The sequence below is a fragment of the Methylophaga sp. UBA1464 genome, from assembly GCF_002325665.1.
Lineage (GTDB): Bacteria > Pseudomonadota > Gammaproteobacteria > Nitrosococcales > Methylophagaceae > Methylophaga.
Map to the genome: position 1 here is coordinate 1 of NZ_DCSO01000081.1, position 6,820 is coordinate 6,820.

General features: G+C 43.7%; 7 protein-coding genes. 2 read left to right on the forward strand and 5 right to left on the reverse strand.

Annotated elements, in window-relative coordinates; all coding sequences use genetic code 11:
• On the forward strand, window positions 1–1,336 hold a 1,336-nt coding region (locus B3O33_RS10345; protein ID WP_292363545.1), incomplete at its 5' end, for a TonB-dependent siderophore receptor.
• A 281-nt stretch (window positions 1,337–1,617) separates the two neighbouring features.
• Complete coding sequence (locus B3O33_RS10350; protein ID WP_292362537.1) at window positions 1,618–2,889, forward strand: MFS transporter; 1,272 nt, start codon at window positions 1,618–1,620, stop codon at window positions 2,887–2,889.
• A 33-nt stretch (window positions 2,890–2,922) separates the two neighbouring features.
• Here B3O33_RS10350 and B3O33_RS10355 read toward each other — a convergent pair whose 3' ends face one another.
• The 5 genes from B3O33_RS10355 to B3O33_RS10375 form a co-directional block, all read right to left on the reverse strand.
• Window positions 2,923–3,279, reverse strand: a complete 357-nt coding sequence (locus B3O33_RS10355) for a DUF2200 domain-containing protein (RefSeq protein WP_292362536.1) — start codon at window positions 3,277–3,279, stop codon at window positions 2,923–2,925.
• 101 nt (window positions 3,280–3,380) lie between these two features.
• Complete coding sequence (locus B3O33_RS10360) at window positions 3,381–3,683, reverse strand: hypothetical protein (protein ID WP_292362535.1); 303 nt, start codon at window positions 3,681–3,683, stop codon at window positions 3,381–3,383.
• Window positions 3,684–3,711: 28 nt separating this feature from the next.
• The gene (locus B3O33_RS10365) at window positions 3,712–5,265 is read right to left on the reverse strand and encodes a hypothetical protein (RefSeq protein WP_292362534.1); all 1,554 of its coding nucleotides are present in this window, start codon (window positions 5,263–5,265) and stop codon (window positions 3,712–3,714) included.
• Between the two features lie 88 nt (window positions 5,266–5,353).
• A complete protein-coding gene (locus tag B3O33_RS10370; RefSeq protein ID WP_292362533.1) occupies window positions 5,354–6,142 on the reverse strand; it encodes a hypothetical protein in 789 nt (262 codons plus the stop codon).
• Window positions 6,143–6,248: 106 nt separating this feature from the next.
• Window positions 6,249–6,820 (reverse strand): hypothetical protein (locus B3O33_RS10375; RefSeq protein WP_292363547.1); only part of this gene is annotated, 572 nt, incomplete at its 5' end.

Genomic DNA, 6,820 nt, shown 5'->3' on the forward strand with positions numbered 1-6,820 from the left:
TATTTCACCCAACTCGGACGGTTCATTTACTGATCGCACAGTCAGCAACATTGTCAGCCCGATTGACGGTGATAAACGCCTGGTCCCGGACTGGACCCGCTATGAATCGGAACACATTACCACGGGTAGTGATTTAATCTGGCAGGTTAACGATAACTGGAACAATAAACTGTCGTACCGTTACTCCACCAGCTATCGTAATCCGCTGATGCCCATTTTGTATGTCGATGGCGATGGCAACTATTCCGCTACGCTCTACAATTACAACAATCTGTTCAAAAGCTATCAGACACAGAATGTGCTGAGTGGCATCATCGAAACCGGCCCTGTCACCCACAATGTGGCTTTGGGTTTATCGCATACCCGTACCATTTCATCCAATAGCTCTGGTATTGGCACACTGGCGATTCCGCTGGGGTCGGGCAATTTATCTTCCCCGGTTGAATTCGACCGTCCGGTGAGCCATCTGGATAAAAGTGATGCCAGCTTTAACGAGTATTCCAGAATCACCCGGAAAGAAGCATTTATCTCGGATACCCTGAATGTGGGCGATAGCTGGGATTTTATTCTCGGCGCACGTTACGGCAGTCTTGAAGATAAATATGGTGATTACAAAGAAAGTGAAATCACACCTTCGGTCGCAGCTATTTATCGGCCAGTCGAATGGCTTTCAATTTACGCCAGTTACGTAGAAGCCTTTGAACAAGGTGCCACTGCACCCAATACTGCAGCCAATGCCGGCGAAGTGTTTGAACCATTAATCAGCAAACAGGTCGAGACCGGCGTTAAGATAGAGCATGATAACTGGTCAGCCAATATGGCGGTATTTCAGCTGCAAAAAGGTCTCACCTACACGGATGGGAATGATGTCTTCAGTCAGGATGGTGAAGCCCGCTACGAAGGACTTGAGATCTCCACCCGAGGCAAACTCAATGAACAATGGCTTGTCGGTGCCAGTGCAATGTGGCTGGATGCCACCAACCGAAAAACTACTGATGAGAGTCTGGAAGGCGAATCGATACAAGGCGTCGCTGACAGACAGTTCCGTTTATACAGTGAATATCAGGTTCCAAATACCCGGTTGACACTCACGGGTGGCGCGCAATACACCAGCAGCATACCGTTGGATAATTTCAACCAGTGGCAAGTGGACTCGGTAACGTTGTTTGATTTGGGCGCACGCTATGAAATTGACCTCAACAAACAATTGCTGACATTACGATTAAATGTTGAAAACCTGACCGATAAAGCTTATTGGCTGACCTCTGCAGGCAGCTCAAGCATCGCTCAGGGCGCACCACGCACGATCAAACTGGGAGCACAGCTGGACTTCTGACATCTCAACACACCCCGGCAGCCATCACTGCCGGGGCTTTCTGCATAAATGAAAAAGAATAAATCTGTCCTTTTGCTTTTTTAAACTTGGCCAACAAGCGTGTGGTATTCAACTGGATAAGTGGTTGTAGCAAAAGGTTGAGTTTTATCACGGTTAGCGGCTGAACATAATTCATCCAAATCCAGTTTGCTGTATCCTGCCTTGAATTTGTGTAGAAAATAATCAGAATAGTGGCTTGCTGTGTTTACACGCAGCAAGCTATTTTCGTTTCAGGAATCCCCATGTTTTTTAAAAGAGCCCTATTACCGATTTCATCGTTGTTCTTCTCGATTTCGCTATTGGCAACGGGTTACGGCTTATTGATGACATTCATCGGCATATTCCTGAAACAGGAAGGCCTTACTGAGGGCGTCATCGGCTTAATCAATTCTGCATTTTTCCTGGGCGCAATGTTGGCCGCTGTTTTCAGTCAAAAACTGATTGTCACAGTAGGTCATGCACGTAGTTTTTCGGCTTTTTCTGCAATTATGGTCATGGCATTTTTGGGGCACGCCTTATGGTTCGATCCCTGGTTTTGGGCCACATTGCGTTTGGTATCCGGTTTTGCCTTTTATGCCATGTTGATCGTCTTAGAAAGCTGGCTTAATGAAAAAAGCTCCACCGAAGACCGCGGCAAAATTCTGGCGATTTACACCATCGTTTTCTTCCTGGCGTTAGCCTTCGGACAACTGCTGCTTATGCTGGAAATGCCAGCCAATACCATTTTCATTCTGGGTTCCATTCTGGTGCTCTGGTCGCTAATTTTTGTCGCCATCACCCGTGTCTCACAACCGGTTTTAAAACCCTTTGAACGATACAGCATGCCAAAACTGTTATCGATAGCACCGTTGGCATTAGTTGGGAGTTTTATTGGCGGAGTATTTATTGGCGCGTTTTATACCATGCTACCGCTGTATGTTTTAAATGTGTTTGACCAACCCAAAGTGGTCTCCTTGTTTATGGCAATTACCATTCTGGGTGGGCTAATGTCGCAATTACCTGTGGGCATGTTATCGGATCGAATAGGACGCCGGAAAATGCTGGCCTGGTCTGGATTTTTCGGTGCGGGTGTTTTTCTATTAATGCTGGTTTTGCCTTTGATCTGGCGTGAAAGCGTGACGTTGCTTTATACAGTGGGCTTTTTGCTTGGTGTCAGTTTGTTCAGCATTTATCCGTTGAGTGTAGCGCGTGCCAATGATGTGTTTGATGAAAACACAGACCTGGTCGAGATTAGCCGAACCTTATTGTTTTCGTATGGCTTAGGGTCATTCATCGCACCGTTATTGTTAGGGTTTGTACTGGGATTTTCCGCGATCGCATTCTTTACCGTACTGACATTGTTTGCCTTGGCGTTAGGATATTACGCATTGCAGAGCGAGCGTATCTCAGAAGACCATATGAATGTCTATGTTGCCGTTCCAGCCACATCCGGCGATGTGCTTGCAGAAATGGATCCACGCATGGACGAACAATGGGTAGAAGATCATCGGCCTCATCCTGAGCCAACAACTTAATTGATTAGGTATCTAGTTTATTGATAGCTGGTTTTATTGCCGAAGAATCTTTTCCATTGAGTTACCTTTAGCCAGCTCATCAATCAGCTTGTCCAGATAACGGATTTTCTGCATCAATGGATCGTCGACTTCTTCAACCCGAACACCACATACCACGCCTTTAATCAAAGAGCTATTTGGATGAATGGCTGGGGCTTGGGCAAAAAAGGTTTCAAAATCATTTTCCAATTCGATTTGCTGTTTTAAGCTCGCTCGGTCATAACCAGTCAGCCAGCAAATGATTTGATCAACTTCCGCTTTCGTTCGATTTTTGCGTTCAGCCTTTTGAATATACAGCGGATAAACCTTTGCAAATGGCATGGTGAAGATAGGATGATTGTTTTTTTTCATATCCAAATAACGTTGGTCTCATATCAAGTTTGCTGCCCCCTTGATTCGGTGGAGCGTCATTGGCCCGTAACGTATTTGATGCACTGGTAAGAACGGCACATTTACCACTGCACTGCTTGATCTACCAGCGCCCTTTTGACTGTAGTAACGTTGATCTCACCCGAATCACATACCTTAGCCTGAACTGAAAGCAAAACATATCCACTGATACTCGGATCATAGGCTGTGTGGACAATAGTGACGACATATCCTTCTTGGTGATGGCTCACAACCATTGCTTGGACGAAATTCCAGCCTGTCTGATTATCTATTGGTTCGTTGCTTTCAATATGCTTCATGATTGCAGTGGTGGCTGAACCCCATTCGCACCACAAATCGTCGAGTGACTGATAACGTTGCATCATTGCTCAATAGCCTTTTCTAACGGCGGATTCAGCGGCTTGTCCGCTGCAATGCTTTGTTAGGCGAACGAAAGTAAGACTGATCACCTAAAAGCCATTTTTTATCAACTCCCCGTCCAACAAGGTGTTCAATAAAGCTAGATTCAGCCCTTGCGTTCGGAAAAGAAAGACCTCTCTCAATCCCACCACCATCGATATAGATATACATATTTTCATAAAGATAATCGCACCCCATCAAACACACAGGCATCACAATATAGGGATCTAAGCGCTCTGCATCATTACAGTCTGATCTAGGTTTCTTATGTGCAGTAACCAAAGTTTTCACATTGAACTCTTGCCCGCAAATAGCACAATTTTCATGGATTTTATCTTTAAATAACCATTCTTTTAATATGTACTGCTCTTTTCTTGCTGTTTGTTCTCTTGTCTCATCCGTCCCAGCATCAAGAAGAGCTCTTAATCTTCGGAGGTAAAATTCATATGCATCTATAACTGGCATGTCATCATCGGATAAAATCCGATCACCGATAAGACTATAAATATAATGCATCCGGCCATTTGTCTTATCTACATGCACCAATGGTGAGGAATTTGTGGTTTTTTGTATATGGGCGCTTCCATAGCCTTTTTCTGACAAATAATCTCGAAACTCAGGAAACGATACAGCCCTACCGGAATCAATGAAAGATATTAAGTCTTTTTCAATTTCATTTAGCTCCGTAGTTTGTCCTACAAACTTTAAACCAGAACCAATGTTAATCATGTAGACAGAACTTCTTAAGTATTCCTCGATTATCTCTTCTGGTGGGTATGGATACTTATAGGTCCTCCCATCTAAGGCATTTCTAAATGTCGCTGCAAGCTTTGCAGAATCACAATAATCGATAACACCAAAAACCTTTTCGCAGTAATTAATAATGGTGTTATCTCGATTTTCAAAAATATACCAGTAATCATCGTCACTCACTCTAACCCAAGACGTAGGCGAGTTCTCAATTAACAACGAAACGAGCGAATAGTATTCGCCAAGCTCTTCATATAGATACTTCAAATTCGCAATGCCACAACGACCCGGCAGGCCCTGTGCTTTTTTAAGCATCTTTTCTATATTCTTGACACTAGACTTCCTAATCAAGAATATATTTTTGCTAGTTAAAATTGAATTCCTCGTGGCTCGATTTAACTCTGGCGTGAAAAATTCGAACTCACAATCAATTTTGACATCATTGATAAGGTTGAGCCCCCCCTTTATATGGCTTTCCCTACCCATTAGACCTGAAGTATAGATTTCCTCTTCAAATTCTGAGACCAGCCAATAATCTCTAGACTCTAATATATCTATGAATTCCCTTAGAGAAGGGATGGAGTTTTTGTTGACTTTATCTTTAAACTTAGACTTTATTAATTGTTCAATTCTTTGCCTGGTGACACCACCAAACCGGCTCGCAGTTTCTTCATAAGTAGGCCAAGGCGATTCATCTAGCCCGTAGTAGAACTTTATAATTTCGATGTCTCTAGTCTTATTTTGTCCATCTTTGATGTTGCTTTGCAGAAATCCCGTTAATTCACTTTCAATGTCCATCTATGCGCCTTTATCTGGAATCTTCTAACGCCTTGCTCACTGGAAAATTGCGAGCGCAGCGAGTAATTTTTCCGTGTGCAGCAAATTGTTAGAAGCCATTACGAGTCACCAAAACTCTTAGCAACAACAGAGACCATTTTATGGAATCATAGACAAGCGCGGAAATTACTGGCTTTGTCCCATGTACGTCACCCATGTTTGATCTCAATTTCTGCATTACAAATGCCGCTTGGTTCAGGGAGCCCTCCAAACTAGAAAACAATGGCTTAAAATCCGGTTCACTCCATCCAATTTCTTGAAGCTCTTTAATTAGCTGATCCTTGGCACCAATGGCATCAATAGATTTCTTAATCCTTTCTTGGAATGATGCTTTATTCGGATCGCCAAGGCCAAACTCTTGATATATTGAGCCGGTAACGGAATCTAGCGCTCCGCAAGAAGCTGAGAGTGATCCACTTAAATCACCGTCTCTCAATCTGCTTGCGGCTTTTAGAATATCCTCATGCGCGTTATCAGGTATGTCCTTTAGCTCTGATACATCAAATATTTCTATCGGCAATATCTCAGATCCCGAAAACTTCCAGCCCACCCTGGATAGAACTCGTTCTAACTCTGATATTAGGCTTGGTTTCCGCCGCAGCATCTCTTCACAGCAAATTGAAGCAACGACACCAACTGACTCAGCATCCATTGAGCCAATCTGTATATCAATTGCACTCAGCAATTGCGACTTTGATGCGCCTCCCTGTGTTTTTTGTTCCAAGTGTGCAAGTCTTGACATATCAATATCAGCATACCCAACGATTTGCTTTATATCACCAAAGGAAAAGTTTTCCGTAAGCGAGGATCTTATCGGCCCCCAAGAGACTTTTTTCATGCTCATATCTTCCTTTGGCTTCTAACGCCGCAAATAACTGGAAGTAAAAAGCGCGCAGCGGTTTTTGCGGTCCGTGTTAATTTGCCTTGTTAGCCATTTTTTCACTCTATAGCACCACCAGTTCAGCGATGCTTTCTAAACTACCAACAGCGATATCGATATAGGGAAGACCTGATGCCAGCTTCCTTGGCTTCCATATAAATCGGTACTCTTTCTGATACTCGTACCTGAAGTGCTTCGACATCGGGACATCTATTGCAGCAGCCTTTGGCAACAGTGGATCGACATAGACGGCATTGCCTTCCTGAAATGTTGCGTCGGAAAAGCCCGCTGTGCTTTGTTGAATCAGTAATTCACGGAATCGGTTTTTGTCATGAATAATTACACAAGCATCCGCTTGAAAATCAACAAACAATCTAGGCTCGACAGTTGTAGTCAAGCAATATAACCAATAGTCAGTACCCGCGTCATAATTAATATCTAGCCGGTGGTCTTTTAAGTCCTCAGGGACATCTTGAGGGTTAAGAACGAATTTAAGAACATCATCGCGAGTTAGCGAGAGCGAGAGAGGCAAGAAGAGTTCATCGTCACGAACAGCGCCATTATGATCAGGTGTTGCGTAGTAACTCGCTGCTTGTACGCGTAATTCACCTCGCTCGTACAAACTTGTCATGTGCG

Excerpts from the sequence above, each read along its gene's own strand:
- B3O33_RS10350 (WP_292362537.1), top strand. The coding sequence starts at position 1,618 with ATGTTTTTTAAAAGAGCCCTATTACCGATTTCATCGTTGTTCTTCTCG.
- B3O33_RS10355 (WP_292362536.1), bottom strand. The coding sequence starts at position 3,279 with ATGAAAAAAAACAATCATCCTATCTTCACCATGCCATTTGCAAAGGTT.
- B3O33_RS10360 (WP_292362535.1), bottom strand. The coding sequence starts at position 3,683 with ATGATGCAACGTTATCAGTCACTCGACGATTTGTGGTGCGAATGGGGT.
- B3O33_RS10365 (WP_292362534.1), bottom strand. The coding sequence starts at position 5,265 with ATGGACATTGAAAGTGAATTAACGGGATTTCTGCAAAGCAACATCAAA.
- B3O33_RS10370 (WP_292362533.1), bottom strand. The coding sequence starts at position 6,142 with ATGAAAAAAGTCTCTTGGGGGCCGATAAGATCCTCGCTTACGGAAAAC.